Annotated in this window: 13 protein-coding genes; 7 read left to right on the top strand and 6 right to left on the bottom strand. The window is 45.2% G+C overall.

Features of this window, described 5'->3' with window-relative positions; all coding sequences use genetic code 11:
- Positions 1–130: 130 nt before the first annotated feature.
- Together GJV44_RS01670 and GJV44_RS01675 are read right to left on the bottom strand one after the other, a co-directional pair.
- The gene (locus GJV44_RS01670; RefSeq protein WP_226806762.1) at positions 131–544 is read right to left on the bottom strand and encodes a DNA polymerase III subunit chi; all 414 of its coding nucleotides are present in this window, start codon (positions 542–544) and stop codon (positions 131–133) included.
- Between the two features lie 54 nt (positions 545–598).
- A complete protein-coding gene (locus tag GJV44_RS01675) occupies positions 599–2,116 on the bottom strand; it encodes a leucyl aminopeptidase (protein ID WP_226806763.1) in 1,518 nt (505 codons plus the stop codon).
- Positions 2,117–2,299: 183 nt separating this feature from the next.
- On the opposite strand from GJV44_RS01675, the gene lptF reads away from it, so the two are divergent.
- Together lptF and lptG are read left to right on the top strand one after the other, a co-directional pair.
- Entirely contained in the window at positions 2,300–3,400 is a 1,101-nt protein-coding gene (gene lptF / locus GJV44_RS01680) for an LPS export ABC transporter permease LptF (RefSeq protein WP_226806861.1), read from the top strand.
- A gap of 3 nt (positions 3,401–3,403) precedes the next feature.
- Entirely contained in the window at positions 3,404–4,552 is a 1,149-nt protein-coding gene (gene lptG, locus GJV44_RS01685; RefSeq protein ID WP_226806764.1) for an LPS export ABC transporter permease LptG, read from the top strand.
- A 1,910-nt stretch (positions 4,553–6,462) separates the two neighbouring features.
- Here lptG and GJV44_RS01690 read toward each other — a convergent pair.
- Positions 6,463–7,773 carry a hemolysin family protein gene (locus GJV44_RS01690; protein ID WP_226806765.1) on the bottom strand — a complete coding sequence of 437 codons (1,311 nt, stop codon included), beginning with the start codon at positions 7,771–7,773 and terminating at the stop codon, positions 6,463–6,465.
- A 1,683-nt stretch (positions 7,774–9,456) separates the two neighbouring features.
- On the opposite strand from GJV44_RS01690, the gene GJV44_RS01695 reads away from it, so the two are divergent.
- Both GJV44_RS01695 and GJV44_RS01700 read left to right on the top strand, forming a co-directional pair.
- Positions 9,457–10,461 (top strand): CDP-6-deoxy-delta-3,4-glucoseen reductase, encoded by a 1,005-nt coding sequence (locus GJV44_RS01695; RefSeq protein ID WP_226806766.1) that lies wholly within the window; start codon positions 9,457–9,459, stop codon positions 10,459–10,461.
- 904 nt (positions 10,462–11,365) lie between these two features.
- Positions 11,366–11,629 carry a hypothetical protein gene (locus GJV44_RS01700; RefSeq protein WP_226806767.1) on the top strand — a complete coding sequence of 88 codons (264 nt, stop codon included), beginning with the start codon at positions 11,366–11,368 and terminating at the stop codon, positions 11,627–11,629.
- 1,141 nt (positions 11,630–12,770) lie between these two features.
- On the opposite strand, the gene ispH is transcribed toward GJV44_RS01700, so the two are convergent.
- Positions 12,771–13,763: a 4-hydroxy-3-methylbut-2-enyl diphosphate reductase gene (gene ispH, locus GJV44_RS01705; protein ID WP_226806768.1), complete on the bottom strand. Its 993-nt coding sequence runs from the start codon at positions 13,761–13,763 to the stop codon at positions 12,771–12,773.
- 1,064 nt (positions 13,764–14,827) lie between these two features.
- On the opposite strand from ispH, the gene rpmB reads away from it, so the two are divergent.
- The 3 genes from rpmB (at position 14,828) to nadB (ending at position 16,999) form a co-directional block, all read left to right on the top strand.
- Positions 14,828–15,076, top strand: a complete 249-nt coding sequence (gene rpmB, locus GJV44_RS01710; RefSeq protein WP_226806769.1) for a 50S ribosomal protein L28 — start codon at positions 14,828–14,830, stop codon at positions 15,074–15,076.
- Positions 15,069–15,236: a 50S ribosomal protein L33 gene (gene rpmG, locus GJV44_RS01715; RefSeq protein WP_226806770.1), complete on the top strand. Its 168-nt coding sequence runs from the start codon at positions 15,069–15,071 to the stop codon at positions 15,234–15,236. The genes rpmB and rpmG overlap by 8 nt, the downstream gene beginning before the upstream one ends.
- 185 nt (positions 15,237–15,421) lie before the next feature.
- A complete protein-coding gene (nadB, locus tag GJV44_RS01720) occupies positions 15,422–16,999 on the top strand; it encodes an L-aspartate oxidase (protein WP_226806771.1) in 1,578 nt (525 codons plus the stop codon).
- A gap of 40 nt (positions 17,000–17,039) precedes the next feature.
- Here nadB and nadC read toward each other — a convergent pair whose 3' ends face one another.
- Together nadC and nadA are read right to left on the bottom strand one after the other, a co-directional pair.
- Positions 17,040–17,867 carry a carboxylating nicotinate-nucleotide diphosphorylase gene (gene nadC, locus GJV44_RS01725; protein ID WP_226806862.1) on the bottom strand — a complete coding sequence of 276 codons (828 nt, stop codon included), beginning with the start codon at positions 17,865–17,867 and terminating at the stop codon, positions 17,040–17,042.
- Positions 17,868–17,965: 98 nt separating this feature from the next.
- On the bottom strand, positions 17,966–19,105 hold the full coding sequence (nadA, locus tag GJV44_RS01730) for a quinolinate synthase NadA (RefSeq protein ID WP_226806772.1): 1,140 nt from the start codon (positions 19,103–19,105) through the stop codon (positions 17,966–17,968).
- Positions 19,106–19,159: the final 54 nt, after the last annotated feature.

Genomic DNA, 19,159 nt, shown 5'->3' on the forward strand with positions numbered 1-19,159 from the left:
TCGTTGCTTCGAGGTCTCTCAAGCGAGCCACTGACCAGAACGTCTAGCGATCTGAATAGATTTTGCGCTCAGGTCAGATATCGCTCATCTGTAGTTAATACAGCATTTGGTATCGAACTAACGTTTACTATCAGCCCTGCTGATACATATTTAGTATGTAACCGCGGTCCCGATAGACACGGTACCGCTTACGGCCGGCCATAAGCTCGCTCTCTTCTTTGCTAATAACCTCAAGCAACCGATTGAAACGCGAAAATTGAGGCGACACTGCGCTGCCTAAGTTCAGTAAGACGGCGTAGTGTGGCGCCTGATTTACGTCAATGGTCAGCACTACTGGCGTTTCATCGGCTAGTGGTGAGCTAGCCATACAATGCGGGATAAAGTCCAGCGGAAAAAATGTCCATAGCCACTTATCAAAAGTGCGTAGCAGATCAAGCTGGCCCAGCACAACGAGTGGCTGCGCGGCCTGGTAGGCTTTGCGGGCTAGCCGGCAGGCATAGATTAGTGGATCTGAAACATTGGTATGAAAGTCTACACGAGTCATTGATAGTCTAAGTTTCGCTGGTTTACTAATACGGCTAGATGTACTCTAGCGACATCACTTAGCCCAATCGATAAGGAATTGTGTTAGCAGCGAAACAGGGCGTCCGGTTGCGCCCTTTTTACTGCCACTCTTCCACGCTGTGCCTGCGATGTCCAGATGCGCCCATGGGTAGGTCTTCGTAAAATGTGAGAGAAAACATGCAGCAGTCACGCTACTGGCCGGACGCCCACCAATATTAGCCATATCTGCGAAATTTGACTTTAACTGCCCACAGTATTCGTCATCTATTGGCAACCGCCACGCGGGATCTAACGCATAACGGCCAGCTGCTAGTAGTCTATCGGCTAATGCGTCGTCTTTCGAAAATAAGCCACTATTGTGGCTGCCCAGCGCAATCACGCAGGCGCCAGTCAGCGTCGCAATGTCAATTACAGCGGCTGGTTTAAAGCGCTCGGCGTATGTTAGTGCATCGCATAGTATAAGTCGCCCCTCAGCATCAGTATTCAGGATCTCGATCGTTTGGCCGGACAGACTAGTCACAATGTCGCCAGGTTTATTCGCATAACCGCTCGGCATGTTTTCGCAAGTTGGAATTAGACCAATAATGTTTAGTTTTAAGCCCATCTCAGCAATCGTGCGAAACGTGCCGAGCACTGAGCCAGCACCGCACATGTCGTACTTCATCTCATCCATGTTTTCGCCCGGCTTAATTGAGATGCCACCCGAGTCGAACGTAATACCCTTACCAATCAGCACTACCGGTGCTTGTTTTTCCCCAAAAGGCTGGTACTGTAGAATAATGAATTGCGGCAGCTGTGGCGAGCCCTTGGCGACCGATAGAAACGCACCCATTCTCAATGCCTCAATCTGTTGCCGATTGAGCACCTCAACCATTAAATTCCAGTCCTTCGCTAGTTGTTTCGCAACATCAGCTAAATAAGTGGGAGTGCAAATATTACTCGGTAAGTTGCCTAGCTCGCGGGTTAAATCTATACCATTAGAAATTGCTATACCCTCTTTTAGCGCAATGCGTGCCACCTTCTTGTCTCCGGGGTTCACCACTACAATGACCCGCTTTATTGCACTACCATGAGGCTCATCAGCCGCTGGACTAGACTTAGTCCGCGTATATTGGTAAACCAGCTCTCGTAGCGTTAACACGCTCATGCGTGCACTCCAGCCACTATTTCGGTCGTTGACAGTTACCTGAGTCAGCATCCACATCACGCTAGTTGTACGCGTAGCTAATACCGCATGCCATGCTGCGCGCGCCACGTTTGTGAATGTCTTCGGATCTAGCGCATCCGGCTTGCCGAGACCTACTAGCAATACTCGCGATGCTCCAACACCATCTACCTCATGCAACATTAGCGTTGCACCGGTTTTTCTACCCAGATCACCGCTTTTGACTAAACGTCTGACCAGACCATTAGTTATAGAATCAAGTCTTTTTGCAGCACCGAACAGGGTTTGTGCGTCGAACACGCCCACTACAATGCAATCCGACTTTGCGTCGAGCAAGGTGCTGTCCGCGGCTTTATTCCAATCACAGGCTTCTGTGCTAAAGTCCATCGTGCTTATCCTCGGCTAGAATTTCAGTCTATTAATCGATGTAAATTACGATTATCCGCTATTTCTTTGACTACAGCGTTGCTATCGCCGGATATCCTACTGTAGTAGATTACTCTACACGCGCAACGCGAACACTGTCATTGTTCAATGCGGCAGTCGAGATACAAACATGATGTTGACCAAATGATTCTTGAACGTGCCTTGCGGCGCGAACTTACCTATACAGTCGGTGCAACTTTTTTTGTGCTGCTTGCCCTCGTATTAACTACGATGATAAGCCGTATCGTCGGCTTTGCTGCCTTGGGTGAAATCGATCCCTGCGACGTCGTCGTGCTAGTTGGTTTGACTATGATTAGCTATCTGGCAGTAATGCTGATTGCGACGCTATTCATATCTATCCTCTTCGTACTAACGCGTTGGTATCGCGACTCCGAGATGGTAATCTGGCTTTCGTCTGGCATGAGTTTGACTCAATTAATTAAGCCGATCATAGTATTTGCCGCGCCAGTTATTGGGCTGATTACTTTTTTTGCATTCGTTGGATGGCCATTAGCAAACAAGCAAAGCAAGCTAATCCGCGATCGCTTCCAGCAGCGCGATGAAGTGTCACTGCTCGTACCCGGCCAGTTTCTCACATCCACCACAAACCATCGGGTGTTCTTCATTGAGAAGATAAGCCTCGATCAAAAACGCGTCGAAAACATATTCATGACCAGCACAGAAAACGGCCAAGTTAATGTTGTTGTATCGCAAGCCGCTCATACGGAAATTCACTCGAATGGTGACCGTTTTGTTGTGTTGGAGAACGGACATCGCTACAGTGGGGAACTAGGCAAGCCTGATTTCCGAATCATGGAATTCGCACACTACGGGGTAAAAATCCAGACCCAACAACTAGTGAACCGGCGGCCGACGGCGAGCAGTATGTCAACAGTCGCGCTTCTAAGTGAACCGAATAATACCAATCTGGCAGAGTTCGCGTGGCGGACCGGCCTTCCGTTGACCGCGCTAAACCTGATGCTGCTAGCGATTCCGCTTGCATACCAAAACCCACGGCGCAGCCGTATGATTAATTTATTGCTTGGGGTGCTTATCTATCTCATGTATTCAAATCTGATGAACTTAGTTCAAGCCTTGATTGAACAAGGCACAATTGGATTCTTAACTGGGCTACTAGGACTGCATCTGATCGTCTCAGCGATCGTCGCCTTCATGTTTTGGTTGCGCGTTCGCAACTATCTATTTCTGAAGAGATCAGCTCTGCGCACAGGATCCAGATGCTAACTGATGCGCCTCTACGAAAGATACTTTGCTAAGCAAATCTACTTGACCTTTGCTTTCGTCTTATTTGCATGCTCAGGATTATTTTTCTTCTTCGATCTGATTAGCGAACTGAATTCCTTGCGGCACGGCAACTATAAGTTTAGCTATGCGATACTGCGTGTGATGCTGCAAATGCCGTCTCGGTTCTATGAGATCATCCCGGTTGTCACGCTAATTAGTGCTATCCATGTGTTCGCGCAAATAGCAGCTAGTTCTGAGTTCACGATTTTTCGCGTCTCGGGGCTATCTACGCATCGTGCACTCGGCTCGATTCTAAGAATCGGTGTGCCTATCGTGGTGCTGACATTCGTGATTGGAGAAGTGGTTACCCCCTACACTCATCAGTTATCAGAACGCGTATGTTCGAAGATGTTGAGCCCATCAGCATCAAGCCAGGTCCGATCAAGTGTATGGGTTAAAGATACACTATCAGGCAATGGTAAAACTGCCTACATTACACGCTTTATAAGTGTGAGAGAGATAAAGCCTGATGCGACTATTGCAAATATTCTAATCTATGAATTTGATTCACGGTTCCGTCTTGCAAGCGTGCGCACTGCTAACAGTGGATGCTACGTTCGGCCAGGTCAGTGGCTGCTCTATAATGTTACAGAAACCCGGCTGCACAATATATCACCAGCTTCTTCGACAGATAAGGATGTACTCAATCCCGTATATAGGTCCGAGAAAGTCTCAATGCCAAAGTATCAGATGCACTCTTCACTAACACCGAAAATCTTATCAGTATTGCTGATCACGCCGGATCGAATGTCGATAACGAATCTATTGTTATACGTGAAACATTTACGCGATAATCACCAGAATACGCAACGCTATATCATAGCCCTGTGGAGCAAGGTTTTTTATCCATTCGCAGTATTGGTCATGTTGGTGCTGTCGCTGCCATTTGCCTATCTACACACAAGCGCAAGAGTCGTCGGCATCAAGGTGTTTGCCGGCATCATGCTTGGCATAAGCTTCCAGCTGCTTAATACGATATTCGCGCATATCGGAATGCTCAACACTTGGCCCGCACTCTTCACGGCAGCAATACCAGTCCTAATTTATCTTGCATTAGGATTGCTCGCGCTTCACTGGATTAACCACCACTGACGGTGTGATAAAAAGAGTAGCATCGTCAACATGACACAGTACAACTTACATCGTATAGCCTAGCCATGCGCGTGCTATTTGCTTTTGCAAATAGCATAGAGATTTTAAAGTCTATTGCGGTAAACTACCTTACCCTAGTTCGCAACAGATATTTTGCTAGACGGTTCGGTTTAGTCACAGTTTAATCTTCTGCTGAGTTAGAAATATATACAAGTGCTCAATCAATATTATTGAGCACTAAGTAATGCTCCACAACTTCGCCTATTCCGCTCCTATAATCTTATTATTTAAACCAGCGCCGGAATAAGAAATTTACTTCTTGACTTAGACTATCTCTCGTTACAGAGCGTACTACTAATCGTTATGTCGTGGTAAATCCGTTTCTAAAAACGTCACTGACTTCAATTAACGTATTCATCGCATCCTGCATTGTCCGAGTCTATCTCGGAGGTTTTTGCTATAGCGACCCAATGAGGGTTTGATTATATCATGCAGCACTAATTACTAATAATAATCCCTCCCCGATGCGTAGGAATTATCTATCGTGGTGGAAATGCGCTTAATATAATGTCTTCTGTTATCGTCTACACAGTGTGGTATCATCTAGTAATTTCTTGACTAGCATGCGCAACTGGTCACTGAGTAAGTTTTTGTAGAACTGTTATCTAATCAAGATAAATGTACTGCTCTGTGTATAACCATTTCCAAGATTGCATAAATCGAAATTGTATTAGTCACTAATCTTTTATGATTAGCTTTTTGGACAAATAACAGAAAACTAATAAACGTATTCTTGGGCACATTTATCGACGACCATTGAATCGTAAACTAACATGTAATATAGCTTAGTCGTTTATATTCATCATGCGTTAACGATGTGCTGCGTCGGTTTATTGCGCCGCAGCCCTTGATAATAATCTGAAATTTGCAAGATAAAGATATCATGAAACGTACACAACAACGGTGTTGTGCCATATGCTATTGCCCACCCCAAGGAAGAACTATCTTCCTGACGATATAAGAAGTACTACATACTAACAACTATAGCATGGCTCAGCACGGCAACTGCATCCGCAGATCAGTAGCATGCCTGCATAGATCATATTGAATGACATACTTGCCGAGCATATTGAATTACGCCATAATAGAAGCTAGAATTCTAAGTTGCATAATACATTCGGTTTTAAAAAAATTAGAATTCTTATAAAGTAATAATCAGTAAAGCAGTATTAAAAACTGCTTAGTTATTTTTGCCCGGGTGGTGAAATTGGTAGACACAGGGGACTCAAATAAATTTTGAGCCCTTTGAGGGAAACCCTAAAGGTGAAGTCCGTCAAACTCGGTAAAGACCCTGGACAAGTCCGAGTTCATGCCGAGCCAAGCCTTAGAGCCAATAAGTTCTTTGGAAGGTGTAGAGAGCAGACGGCGGGCACCTAAAGCCTAAAAGTCAAGGTGAAGGCGTGCTCCAGACTACAAACGTTCTCTTGCGAGAGAACGGCGGCGAAAGCCGAAGTGGTAAGAAAATCCCCCGCCGAAAGGCATGCCGGTTCAACTCCGGCCCCGGGCACCAATCAATATTTTTGGAATCGAGATATTCGAAAAAACTGTAAAGATCTGATGTCTCAGAGAGTTTAAATGAATGTTTGAACTTGCCGAAGTTATAAAGAATTCAAGATTTAGAATATAATATTGCTGGCTAATTTTTTATCTTGGATTCAGATAGCCTAAAATAAACTATAACAATTCAAGATCAAGTGTTATGTAATAGAGCACTCCAATCATTGGATATAGAGCATATACATCAAACACAGCTCGGTAAACTACCCCACGCCCGATGCCGCTATACTATTTTTCGAATCTAACAGGAAAACACTGGGTCAACCTAATGCAAAACCATGACATCTGTGCTACTAAGCTATTACGCTCTGTTGCGTTTTCGGACTGACTTTAACCGTTACAATTCGTGGGCCGATTCGTTCATTAACAGTGATTAGGCATGAGTCACAGTCAATGATCTGCCCCTGTTGCGGTAATTCACCTAGTTTGTCTAGAATCATACCACCAACTGACTCGGCCGACTGCTCACCAAAATTTACGCCTAGCAAGTGCTCGAGCGAAACAATCGACAAGCTGCCGCGACCGATTATACTGCCGTCTGATTGACGCTTCCATTCAACATCTGTCATGCGCGTATCGTCCTGGATTTGGCCCACTAGCGCTGAAAGTAAGTCAGGTAATGTACAAAAGCCAACTGGTTTCAGTCCAGGACGACCGATTACTGCAAAATGAGGCGCACCCGAGCGAAATCGCCGCAGCAGTTCGGGTGCCGGCATTTCAGGCAATATCTCGAGAACAGGGCGTACGAGTGTATATAAGTCACGTGATGTATCTCCTCTTAAATGACAAAACAGCAAGTCTTTTACATCGACCATGCCAAGCACTTTATCGCCACTTTCATCAAATAGCGGATACCGGCTGTAGCGGCTTTTTTCCGCTAACGCTAGATTCTCGTCGAATAACAGACCCACGTTAAGACTTACTGCGTCACGAAGCGGGCGCATTAGGTCCGATGCTGTAAGTTCAGCAAACTCTAAAGAGTGCGATAAAGTACTAAGCTCATCGCTTGAAAACTGCCGATGAGATCGGCTTGCACGCACAATTAGCTTCAGCTCGTCGCGACCATACGGCGCCTCCGTCTGTCCAGCGTCTAATAAGCCAAACCACGCGAGCATCTGATTCGAGCTGATATTAAGTAGTGCAATAGCTGGATACATGGTCCAGTAGAATAGATATAGCGGCACAGCCGTCAGCAGACCAGCGCGCTCTGGCATCCGGATAGCTAGCGATTTCGGCGCAAGCTCACCTGCTACAATATGAAGAAACGAAATAATTAAGAACGCTAGAGTCAGTGAAATTGCATCGGCAAACGGCGGCACAATCTGTAATATATTAAATAGTGGAGCGAGCAAATTAGCAAACGCTGGCTCTCCTAACCAACCTAGGCCTAGCGATGCTAGTGTAATGCCAAGTTGGCAGGCTGACAAATAGGCATCCAGATGGGCGTGAACGCGCGATAATACGCGCCCCCGCCAGCCGTATTGCCGAGAAATAGCTGCAACTCGTGTGCCACGCAGCTTAACCAGGGAGAATTCCGCAGCTACGAAAAAACCATTAAGAAAGACCAGCACTAAAGCAGCAAAAAATGCGAGAAATGTCTGCATCAGAAAACTCGAACCTAGCTCATCGCCTCGCGGGAAAAAGAGCCATTGTATGGCAGTATAATACCGATATTAGATCAACTTAGCTCAACAAGTGCTTGCAATTGCTTATATACCACGCGCGGGCGTGCACGCACAGATTGCTTGTTAGCAGAAGCTAAGCGTATCAGGAAAAGGGCTATCTGATATTACATAAACTACCTTAGCGCAAGTACTCGGAGATGCTGAAGTACTATCTGAGTTTCTATATCTGTTCTCACTCAACTTATTGTATACAGCGTGCAATATATTAATCTCTAACTATATGTTAGATGTCGAATATACTAGGGATTATCTCGTCTTGCCGATAATGAGGCTATTCATAAACTGGTCAGGGGCCAAGCGTAAGACATTAAAGATATACTATACGTCGTTATCACGGGCCTTCAGTGCAAAATATCCAGCACCAAGAGACACAAACTTTACACAATATCACTGGTAGGTATGGAACTCTTAGTACGGCGCCGCAATAGTTTTCAGATTAAGAATAGATGCGTACTGAAGGAAAATACCAGCTGATTAAGAAAATGACTGCTGCTGCATAGAAGTCGACTGTCTCCTCTAAAACATGCGCCAGGTAGCGTCTTATTTGTTGTCCTTGTAGGTACACCTCATTAGTAAAAACACTGTGATGCCCTAAGAATAGGGTTATTCGAAGCAGGCATCACCGGCGATGCCCCTGGAAATTACCAATATCATAATTTCGTTTATCACATTATACTCAATAGTAATCTGGGTATGCTGACTATAGCTTATCTCAAGCGAAAATACCTGCCAACCTGATCAGTTGGATCTTTAGCGCAGCGCTGTATTTCGCTATCATCAGACTATACTGACGATAGCGACGATCTCGAAAGAAGTACTTACGCTTAGGCAGTGCAATTTAGCATCGGCTGTTTAGCTAGGCTATAATAGCGCGATTCTCGCATAAACAGGTAATAATACCCCCTGGTCTAGCCGCAGTCCATTGCAAGATGATGCGCTGTGTCGATTACAAGCTGTATGCGCGTAACACCATAGTCGAAATACTAATTGATTTTCCCATGCGGTGCAGCGCTTGCATGAACAATATTCTCTGAGCAGACGTTCAATAGCATAAAATCCCGAGAGCTCTGAGAATCAACATTCTGATCACTTTATGACGCTTTATAGGCCGACGTGATATAAGATTGTCATGAAAATGCGAAGCGCACCACACGTGCTAGCTGGCTAGCGCACTATTACATGCACTTTAGACTCTTAGGGAGGGCTATATATAATACATAATTACTGAGGCTAGTATAGCGTATCTAGTACCTATGACGGTATCGCACAGTGGCATCACAGCCTATTCGTGAATGACGTGAAGCGATGATATGTTGAATCATATGTTTGCAGCAGAGTCTAGTAAGCATTTCTTGTGCTACCGTGCGTATGGGCCTCCCTCTAGACTACTTCGGCAGCGATATACAACGGGCTATTGAGTGCGTCATAGCAAAAATAGAAGGTATTTAGCAATCTCCCTACAGCAATTTTTGAGTTATTTGCCTTGGCCATGAAGAGCACAGCGGCACTGTGCAGCACAATGAGAGAAATTAGATGGAAAAAGTTATTGAGACTAATCTAGCTAGATCTGTCAATAGAAATTTTTTATTATTTGATTGAATTATGGCATTTAGCGTAACGCTCCGACAGAGCGGCAAGAAGTTCCAAGTTGAAGCTGACGAACCAGTTCTTATAGCGGCTCTACGTCAGAGTATCAGATTGCCGTACGGCTGCAAGAATGGCACATGCGGCTTATGTAAAGGCCGGCTCATAGGCGGAAGCACCAAACAACGTGCGCATTCATTATCAGCGCTATCGAAGAATGAAGAAGCCCAAGGAATGGCATTATTTTGCTGTACCACGGCACAATCAGATCTAGAAATCGATATTCATGAGATCACTGGTATAGGGGACATGCCAGTGAAGAAGCTACCGTGCCGCGTCAATGCGCTAGAGCGCGTGACGCATAATGTAATTGTACTTAAGCTACAACTTCCAGCGAATGAGCGGCTGCAATATCTAGCGGGCCAGTATATCCAGTTTATCCTAAAAAACGGTGCTCGCCGCAGCTATTCCATGGCAAATGCGCCGCATCATCAAGGCCCACTCGAATTGCATATCAGGCATATTCCTGGCGGCAGTTTTACCGATCACGTGTTTAACGCAATACAAAAACGCGATATCCTTCGATTTGAGGGTCCGTTCGGCATGTTTTTCCTACGCGAACACTCCGATAAACCAATTGTACTGCTTGCATCAGGAACAGGATTTGCGCCTATCAAAGCAATTATCGAGCATGCACGCTTTACAGGTGCTACACGCCCAATGACGCTATATTGGGGTGGCAACCGGCGCAGTGATCTATACTTACTAAATATGGGCGAGCAATGGGAGCGAGAAGTACCAAGATTTAAATTCATACCAGTCCTCTCCGCACCCAATTCAGACGATAACTGGTGTGGCCGAATCGGCTTAGTTCATCGTGCTGTGATCGAGGATTTACCAGACTTATCCAAGTATCAAGTATATGCATGCGGTGCTTCTGCAATGGTCGAGGCCGCGCAGCACGATTTTAGTACGTATCATGGTCTGCCAGCTCAAGAGTTTTATGCGGACTTATTTTACTAGTATAGTATATCTAAAAGCGTACATCTAACAGGAGATGTACGGTAGCATGTCTATATGACATGCGCGTTGTTAAACAACAACGATATAGTTCCTGATTTATCATCGATTCTTGCGCCGTACATGCCATCCAGATACTACACTGAGATTAAGCCAATCTTCAATAGATTAGCTAGAAAATTTTCAGATTCCTGGTCCCGTTGATTGTTACATGCGATTTCATGTCCGTGGGAGGTGGGGGCAGGCGATGAATTCCCGGGACTACCCAAGCCAATCCCTTACTGTATACAGCCGCGATTGTCCCGACATCGTTTTTCGCACAGTAAGGGATTGTGGCTAAAAGACAAAGCAGTAAGCACTATCTAGATTTCAGTTGGGGCTAGGCAAGTCAATGCGCTTGGTGCACTGCAACAACGCAATAATCAACGCATTAAACTAGTAGATGCAACGGCTTATTAAGCCCATTCCAGCATTCTATAATGAGCCAATGGCACGGATAGCGAAGTTATTGACAAACAACAACTGCTTTCATAGGGTATTTTCGCTAATAGCGGCGCTGAAGCTAATCAGGGTACAATCAAGCTCGCACAGAAATGGGAATATCAGTTCAGAGGCGGCACGTGCGCCATTACACATTGCGAAACAGCTTCCAGCCGTGGAAGCGCTATATGCAACTTAGGCTTCCGGCTCTCTAAAAGCTGAATTCAATATCTTGACTTTGTTAAAAGTCAGATGGCTCAAAAACTGTTACAGTACTTTTCGCTTATCAGCTCAGCGGTATTTAGCCGGATATGATGATCCTAGTAAAGAGAGGGTATTAGCAGCAGCGTGCCACTAGCTGCGCTGCTGGCTCGTGACATGCATATGTTTTGAAGCGGTCGATCAGGACGGAGCGTATAACGGAAGCTTGTTGATGACTGCTGTCGGCGAAGCTACAATATTGCCACCAGTCACACCAGACTTCGGACATGTATGTAGAAGCGCTGGCTACCAGATCGACTACGCTTGCTCTCCGAATCATACAAGCTTAGTAGAGAGCGCGGCGAAGGTCTACTTCGTGCGTTTTTCTAGTCAGCTAAGATATTGGGCCTCAATCGTTCTAAAAGCACGTGAGTTATCGCCGGAAGACCTACTGCTAAATGCCGCACACCCTAATTTACATTTATGCTAACATTGCACGTGACGCACATAGAGGTCGATCAAATATTTGCGATGCTCGAAAATGTGCTAAATATATATAATGTAATTATTTATCGCGTAGTTTACAAAAGAAAGAGATGCACCCTCCCTTAAAGGAGGTAGTAAATTATGTTTGTCAAGGCCAGCTTCTTTTCCAAGGAAAAATACAGTTCCCCTCAGATGACACGTCTTAATAATTACCGTAGATTACTACTATCAGTAATTCTTAGAATAGTTATTACGCAGTCGATTAATCATCTTCAGCACAGTATACGCTTGTGCTGTTATACCGCTGCAATTACTAACTAGCTAGTCGGGCTAGGATGCTGCTATGAGTGCCCGTTCATCAGAAAGGAAGCACTATATAAAATAGTGTATTTCTATACTTCGGGGACAATAATCATACTAATCAGACTCGTTAGGTGGTCGTATACAATCTGCTCAGCCATAGAGAATACAAGATCTATTGAGTTCGAATACACTGCGTAATGTATTCTAACAATTCTTAATCCCTAAAACTATTATACAAATAACCTACTACAGGAAATCTTCATTTTTATTTCTTGATTTTCTGCTTTAGTAGAACTTACTATTTATCTTTTTTAAGTGTTGGACCGACTTTCAAACGTTACGATCTCGAAAAATTCAATAATCTTTATTTAATCTCGCCTAGATATGATCAGTTTCTGCTAAAAAATCCAGGGATATATTAAAAGTTATAATTTATGAATTAGAAATATATTTCTAACCTTATTATTCGAGGAGATTACCAAAAAACGAGTCGTAAAATACACGTATTTTCCCCCTTATTCTTTTCTAGAAAATTTTTAAAAAATAGAAATATTTATGTAAAAAATAAAATTAAAAATATTTATTTTTAATAAATTATAGGCGATATAAATAACGACGCTTAGCTACTTGCAGCTCTCACTTAGATAAAATAAGAAAAGAATAGATATTTGGTATATCTACCCGAAAGTGGAAAAAACTTATTCTTGTAAAAACTACTAACCCACTACCCACTAGCGATCAGATATCTTCTGACTACTAGTCACCAGTTTAATAGAATATCGAACACAAAACTACATAAGCGTGCTGCAGTACCTAAACTAAGAGACTACACGCGAAAAACACTATCTGCAGCGCGACGCTGTTTTATCCCAAAGGTACGATGAGGCTTGCGATGCCAGCCCTTTTGGTAGTGGGAAGGAAACATGTTCCTGTACACCATCTAGTGTTTGAACATGGCAAGCGCCTAATTGGCGAAGTCGCTCGACGACTGCCTGTGCCAGCGCCTCTGGTGCTGAAGCACCCGCCGTTACACCAACACTTTGCTTGCCCCTTAACCAGGCGGGATCGATTTGCTCTGGTGCATCTACCATATAGGCTAGCACACCACGTTTTTCTGCTACTTCTCGCAGGCGATTTGAGTTAGAGCTATTCGGGCTGCCAACGACAATCACGATATCACACTGTGGCGCCATGAATTTTACCGCATCCTGCCGGTTCTGCGTCGCGTAGCAAATGTCTTGCTTCTTCGGCGCACAAATAGCGGGAAAGCGTAGCTTCAGTGCGCCGATTACCTCTATTACATCATCAATCGATAGCGTAGTCTGCGTCACGTATGCAAGTCTGTTGGAATCGATAACCTCGAGTGCAGCGACATCGTCCGCAGTCTCGACTAAGTGCATGCCTGCATTGGCTTGCCCCATTGTACCGATAACCTCCGGATGGCCTCGATGGCCGACCATCACAATCTCGAAACCCTCAACATGGAGCTTAGCCACCTCCATGTGTACCTTGGTAACTAGCGGACAAGTAGCATCAAAAACCCGTAATCTTTTTTTTAGTGCTTGAGCTCGTACTGCTTTTGGTACTCCGTGCGCGCTAAATATCAGCGTTGTGCCGTCTGGAACATCGTCAAGAGATTCAACAAATACCGCACCCTTGCTACGCAAGTCTTCCACAACATGTGCATTATGTACAATCTCGTGACGCACATAGATCGGCGAACAGAACAGAGTCAATGCGCGTTCGACAATCTCGATTGCTCGGTCGACTCCCGCGCAGAATCCGCGCGGCTGTGCGAGAAATATTTCGCTTGGATATTTATTTTTTTCGATCACACTACTTCCTACAGAATTATAATGATCTTAACCATCAGCCTAGATGATGGTTAACTAACAGGTAGGTAGCATAGAACAGCACGTATGTCTTTCTAACTTTTGGTATGCTTATGTTGAGAAGATTAGCCGATAGAGCACGCACTGCTAAGTGTATTCCATGTAACTAGATCTATAGGGGAAGCAAGCTTCGTCGATCATCATATTTTCATATAGCGTTGCTAGAAAAGCTCTACACACCAGTTCCTGGATTGCGCGAGCCTAATGCCTGCCCCAGTACCAAACGAATAGTTGAGGGATTCTCCAAAATCTTCGTGCCAAGCAGAAAATCCTCTAGAGGTCGCGCAAGCTGTCTTGCCTGCTCAGAAACAATATTACGGGTTTGTTATTGAGCGCATTAACGATATCCGAACCCCTTTCTAGCGAGAGCTGATTAGAAGCATTAATAATACTCATACGTAAATTGAGAATACTATATGCACTACCTCGCACAAGCACACCAATGTTTATTTAAAACTACCAGGATGACATGGATATTAGTATATCCATGTCATCCTCGATAAACCGATGATTCAATAGTGCGCTGACATATTCTCATTTAGATCAGCAAACCTTCCAAATGTAAGTAACTGTGGTTATTGAAATAATATTCATGTCTAGTGGAACACCCTGATCAATAAAGTGCTAATTTCTATTAGACCAATCGGCAGTAGCCACGCGTACGATGCAGTTCGATTGGGTTACCGATTTTCTAAAAAATATCAACTGACCACATAGAGAGGTTATTCAGCGTTTCTCATGAAAAGCCGACTAAGACGGCTGTATTATAATATATTTGTTTTCTTTTTCTCGATCCTCCGGACACGCATAATTTATTTAGAAGGGTAGTCTCGAGACCCATTGCTAATGCTAGGGTCTATCTGTACAAAGTCGTCTAGTCGTAGACTAGGGGCTAATATGACCAATATAGAGTAGATTGATTTTTCTTTGATTTTTCTGCTACAGTTATATTCTTTCTTGTCAGCTGTTTTATATCATCTAAATTTAAGCGTATTAGGAGTGTTCTGATGGCACGAAAATGCCAGATTACTGGGAAATCGCCTATTGTCGGCAATAATGTTTCTCATGCGAACAACAAGACCAAGCGTCGCTTTCTCCCAAACCTTCAATACCGCCGGTTTTGGGTAGAAAGCGAAAGTCGTTGGTTGCGTCTTCGTGTGTCGAACGCAGGCTTACGCCTGATCGACAAAAAAGGTATTGATGATGTACTCGAATGCCTACGCTTAGTAAAGCTTAAGGAACTACAACATGGCTAAAAGCGCTCGCGATAAAATAAAGCTAGAATCAACAGCGGGAACCGGTCATTTTTACACCACGACTAAAAACAAACGTATAATGCCTGAGAAAATAACGATTATGAAGTTTGATCCAGTTGCGCGCAAGCACGTAGAATATAAAGAAGCAAAGATCAAATAATGCAACTTCTAGATCGACCAATTTAAAACTATACGATCTTTTCAAAACCACAAATAAAATTTAACAACTCGGGCATCTAAAGACTTTAGATGCTGTTTCGCAGCTGAAACAGGGGGGGCATCCTCTTTAGTTTTGATTTATAGGCGTAGACTATAAATCATATAGAAGATAAGGAGACCATCCCGATGAATTTTGATGTTGTCATCGTCGGTAGTGGGCTCGCCGGGTTAAGCGTAGCATTAAACTTAGACCCTGCTTTCCGTATTGCTATCATCGCAAAGCGCTCTTTATCTCATAGTGCTAGTAATTTAGCGCAAGGAGGTATTGCAGCTGTATTAGACTCAGCAGACAGTATTGAAAGCCACGTGCGCGATACGATAATTGCCGGTGCAGGTCTATGCGATGAATTTGCGACGCGCTTTATTGTTGAAAATGGACGCACGGCAGTCGAATGGTTGATCAGCAAAGGCGTGCCGTTTACCGCAGATCATAATACTGAATCAGGATTTCATCTGACACGTGAAGGGGGGCATAGTCATCGACGAATCATTCATGCAGCAGATGCTACTGGTCATGCAGTATTATCGACGCTCATCGTACACGCTCGTCAACATCCTAATATTACTCTACTCGAGTATCATTGTGCAATCGACTTAGTCATGTCCGGCCGACTCGGATTTCCGTACCAGCGTTGCTTCGGCCTGTATGTGCTAAACATTAAAAGCAGAAAGATACTGACAATTCAGGCACCACATACCGTGCTAGCCACTGGTGGTGCAGGCAAGGTTTACTTGTATACAACAAATCCAGATACCGCAACTGGTGATGGCATTGCAATGGCCTGGCGGGCTGGAGCCCGGGTAGCAAACATGGAATTTATGCAATTCCATCCTACCTGTTTATACCATCCATATGCCGGCTCATTCCTCATTTCTGAGGCAGTACGCGGCGAAGGTGGATTGCTAAAGCTGCCGGACGGAACCCGCTTTATGCCACAATACGACGAGCGGGCGGAATTAGCGCCACGTGACATCGTCGTCCGCGCAATTGATTTCGAAATCAAAAAGCACGGTATCGATTGCGTTTATCTTGATATTAGTCACCAACCAGCTGTATTCCTGCATAAGCACTTTCCGACAATTCTCGCACGATGCCAGCAGTTCGGAATTGACATCACGCGTTCACCAATTCCCATCGTCCCAGCTGCTCATTATACGTGCGGCGGTGTCGTGACCGACCTAGCAGGCCGAACTGATATCAGCGGACTCTACGCAGTCGGCGAGACCTCTTATACAGGCTTACATGGCGCTAACCGACTTGCGAGTAATTCGCTGCTGGAATGCCTAGTGATCGGCAGGGCCTCGGCAAGAGCTATAGAAAATGCAGGGCTCGATACTATGCATAATCTCAAATTACCAGAGTGGGACGAAAGCCGTGTATCTGATGCTGACGAAGAAGTGATCGTGGCTCACAATTGGGATGAGGTGAGACGGCTGATGTGGAACCATGTTGGTATTGTGCGAAGCGACAAGCGGTTAGCGCAGGCGAAGCGCCGACTAGTGCTGCTAAGCGATGAGATCCACGAATATTATGCGAATTTTCGCATTAGCTGTGACCTACTCGAATTGCGTAATCTCGTCGACGTTGCGTTGCTGATTGTTAATAGCGCTCGCTCTCGACTAGAAAGCCGTGGCTTACATTTCAGTCGAGACTGGGAACAGTCATTACCTACAGCAAGGTCGACGGTTCTAAGTCCAAAATGATTCTATATATCAGGTAACTACGCTAATAGATGCTCGAGAATTACACGCGATTAAGAACTAGCATTGAATAGTCAGTTGCTTGTACGTCTTTAGTTAATGCGCCAATCGATATTCGATCTACACCAGTAACTGCGATATCGTGTACCGTATCTAAGTTTACACCTCCAGAAACCTCAAGTAGAGCCTGATGATTATTCATAGAAACTGCATTACGCATCATATCAAGCGTAAAATTATCTAGGAGTACTAATGGAGCATGATAAGAGAGTGCTATCTGTAGCTGTTCTAGCGTTTCGACTTCGACTTGTACTGGCAACCCCGACTGTAAAGCATACGCAGTCCGCAGAGCGGCAGCGATACCGCCTGTGGCTGTAATATGATTTTCCTTAATTAAGATTCCGTCATATAACGCTAATCGCTGGTTATCACCACCGCCGACTCGAACAGCATATTTTTGTGCCACCCTGAGGCCAGGCAGCGTCTTTCGTGTATCGAGAATCCGCGCCCCAGTGCCAGTAATCGCCTTAACATATTTGTGCGTAGCAGTTGCGACACCAGATAGCAATTGTAAAAAATTTAAACCATTGCGCTCGGCCGTTAAGAGGCCCCGTATAGGGCCCCACAACGAGCACACTGGCGTATCACTGTGCATCCATTCGCCTTCGCGATAATGCCATAATACTTTGATGCGCACGTCGACGCTTCGCATTACTTCTACAAACCAGAGTACACCGCATAGTACTGCTGGCTCACGTACGATAATCCGGGCATTAAACATGTCGTCTGTTGGCACAAGTAAGCTGGCCCAGTCATGTGGACCTACATCCTCTGCTAGTGCAGCCCGCACGTTCTGGTGCAGCGCAGTCATCAACGCTTCACCGTAGTCTTGAAGAATTTGCTCATAACCACTCCACTGCGGGTTGACCACAGTGCGAATAGTGCCATTTGCTTTAGCGGATACACCTATCATGCAGCTCCCATATATCGGAATAATGCATCATCGTATTCTAAGTTACCACTAGCTCGAACATTACAGCTTTTTTGCGCAGCAAAGTCTAACATACGGTCGATTGGTATTCGCGCGCGTTTGATAATAGCTGGATCGATAAATATCTCATTTGCATAAGACTGCAGCACGGCAGCAAGACTAGACAGGCTATTCATTGCCATCCAGGGACAATGCGCACAGCTTTTGCACGTTGCACTATTACCCGCGGTCGGCGCGGCGATGAATGTCTTATCCGGCGCCACTGCCCGCATTTTATAGAGAATCCCCAAGTCGGTAGCCACAATGAGTCGTGTCGCATCAAGCGTTTTTGCTGCATGGATCAGTTGTGTAGTCGAGCCGACTACGTCGGCCTGTGCAACGACGGATGCTGGCGACTCAGGATGTACTAGCACCTTAGCATCTGGATGCTTAGCACGTAACAAGTCAAGTTCGCCCCCTTTAAACTCATCATGTACCAGACACGAGCCTTGCCATATTAACATATCAGCACCGGTCTTACGTTGGATATAGCTACCTAGATGGCGGTCTGGTCCCCATAAGATTTTTTCGCCTCGTGCATGCAGTTCGGCAATAATATCGAGTCCGATTGACGAAGTTACCATCCAGTCCGCATGCGCCTTAACAGCCGCGCTTGTATTCGCGTACACGACGACAGTTCGGTCGGCATGAGTGCTACAAAAAAAAGAAAACTGATCGGCAGGACAACCAAGATCGAGTGAGCACGTTGCATCCAGATCCGGCATTAACACATGCTTCTCAGGACTCAATATCTTTGCTGTCTCGCCCATGAAGCGCACTCCGATCACAACTAGTGTACGGGCATCGGAATCACGACCGAAACGGGCCATTTCCAGCGAATCAGCAACACAACCTCCAGTTTCCTCAGCCAGCGACTGCAACTCTGGGTCAACGTAATAATGAGCAACTAGCACAGCATCCTGCCGAGTAATCCGCTCGCAGATATGCGCACGTAACTCGGCGCGCTCGGCCATCGACAGGCTTTGCGGCACGCGCGCCCATGCTTGCTCGATGCTACGCTTCCCACTAGGCATCACTGGTTTATCAAACTCGACCATCTTGCTTAAACGCTGGCTCATCCTTATCCCCTCGACGATCAACAATTATGACCCGTATCATTCTATAGTGGCCCT

Origin of the sequence: Candidatus Vallotiella adelgis (assembly GCF_020541305.1) — a bacterium.
Taxonomy (GTDB): Bacteria; Pseudomonadota; Gammaproteobacteria; order Burkholderiales; family Burkholderiaceae; genus Mycetohabitans; species Mycetohabitans adelgis.

Coding starts and splice junctions, on each gene's coding strand:
- GJV44_RS01670 (WP_226806762.1), bottom strand. CDS start 544: ATGACTCGTGTAGACTTTCATACCAATGTTTCAGATCCACTAATCTAT.
- GJV44_RS01675 (WP_226806763.1), bottom strand. CDS start 2,116: ATGGACTTTAGCACAGAAGCCTGTGATTGGAATAAAGCCGCGGACAGC.
- lptF (WP_226806861.1), top strand. CDS start 2,300: ATGATTCTTGAACGTGCCTTGCGGCGCGAACTTACCTATACAGTCGGT.
- lptG (WP_226806764.1), top strand. CDS start 3,404: ATGCGCCTCTACGAAAGATACTTTGCTAAGCAAATCTACTTGACCTTT.
- GJV44_RS01690 (WP_226806765.1), bottom strand. CDS start 7,773: ATGCAGACATTTCTCGCATTTTTTGCTGCTTTAGTGCTGGTCTTTCTT.
- GJV44_RS01695 (WP_226806766.1), top strand. CDS start 9,457: ATGGCATTTAGCGTAACGCTCCGACAGAGCGGCAAGAAGTTCCAAGTT.
- rpmB (WP_226806769.1), top strand. CDS start 14,828: ATGGCACGAAAATGCCAGATTACTGGGAAATCGCCTATTGTCGGCAAT.
- rpmG (WP_226806770.1), top strand. CDS start 15,069: ATGGCTAAAAGCGCTCGCGATAAAATAAAGCTAGAATCAACAGCGGGA.
- nadB (WP_226806771.1), top strand. CDS start 15,422: ATGAATTTTGATGTTGTCATCGTCGGTAGTGGGCTCGCCGGGTTAAGC.
- nadC (WP_226806862.1), bottom strand. CDS start 17,867: ATGACTGCGCTGCACCAGAACGTGCGGGCTGCACTAGCAGAGGATGTA.
- nadA (WP_226806772.1), bottom strand. CDS start 19,105: ATGAGCCAGCGTTTAAGCAAGATGGTCGAGTTTGATAAACCAGTGATG.